Here is a 574-nt window from a genome sequence, read left to right as displayed (position 1 = left end):
AGGAAGCCCTCGCACTAGGCTGCACACGCCTCTTCACCGAGGCAAGCGACCTTGCTCGCCCCGCGTTCGAGCGCGCAGGCTATGTGATGACGCACAAGCGCGAGTTCGAAATCGAGCACGACGGCCGACTCGTGCCGATCCACAATTGGGCCATGGAAAAGCATTTGCCGTGAGTCCTCGCGAAGGCGGGGACCTCAGGCGATCTAAGCGCTAGTTTGTTCGAGACCCCTGCCTTCGCAGGGGATCGCCTGTCAGATGAACTCGATCTTCTCGATCAGGTAGAACTTGTCGCCCGAGGGGACGGTCACTTCGACTTCCTCGTCGACCTGCTTGCCAATCAGCGCACGCCCGATGGGCGAGTTGTAGCTGATCCGGCCCCTGGCGGCATCCGCCTCGGTCTGGCCGACGATCTGGTACTTGATCGGCTTGTCGTCCTCGTCGAGCAGCGTCACGGTTGCGCCGAAGATCACCTTGTCGCCCGACAGGGTCGACGGATCGATGATCTGCGCACGGCTGACCTTGTCCTCGATATCGGAGATCATGGCCTCGACCTGGCCCTGGCATTCCTTGGCGG

1 protein-coding gene is annotated in these 574 nt (G+C 61.8%); it reads right to left on the bottom strand.

The features are described from left to right. Positions 1-251: 251 nt before the first annotated feature. Positions 252-574 (bottom strand): transcription elongation factor GreA (greA, locus tag FRW57_RS22670; protein WP_152187144.1); only part of this gene is annotated, 323 nt, incomplete at its 5' end.

Origin of the sequence: Segeticoccus rhizosphaerae, from assembly GCF_009192725.1 — a bacterium.
Lineage (GTDB): Bacteria > Actinomycetota > Actinomycetes > Actinomycetales > Dermatophilaceae > Segeticoccus > Segeticoccus rhizosphaerae.
The sequence above is the reverse complement of the archived record's forward strand: the minus strand, read 5'-3'. Positions and strand labels throughout refer to the sequence as shown.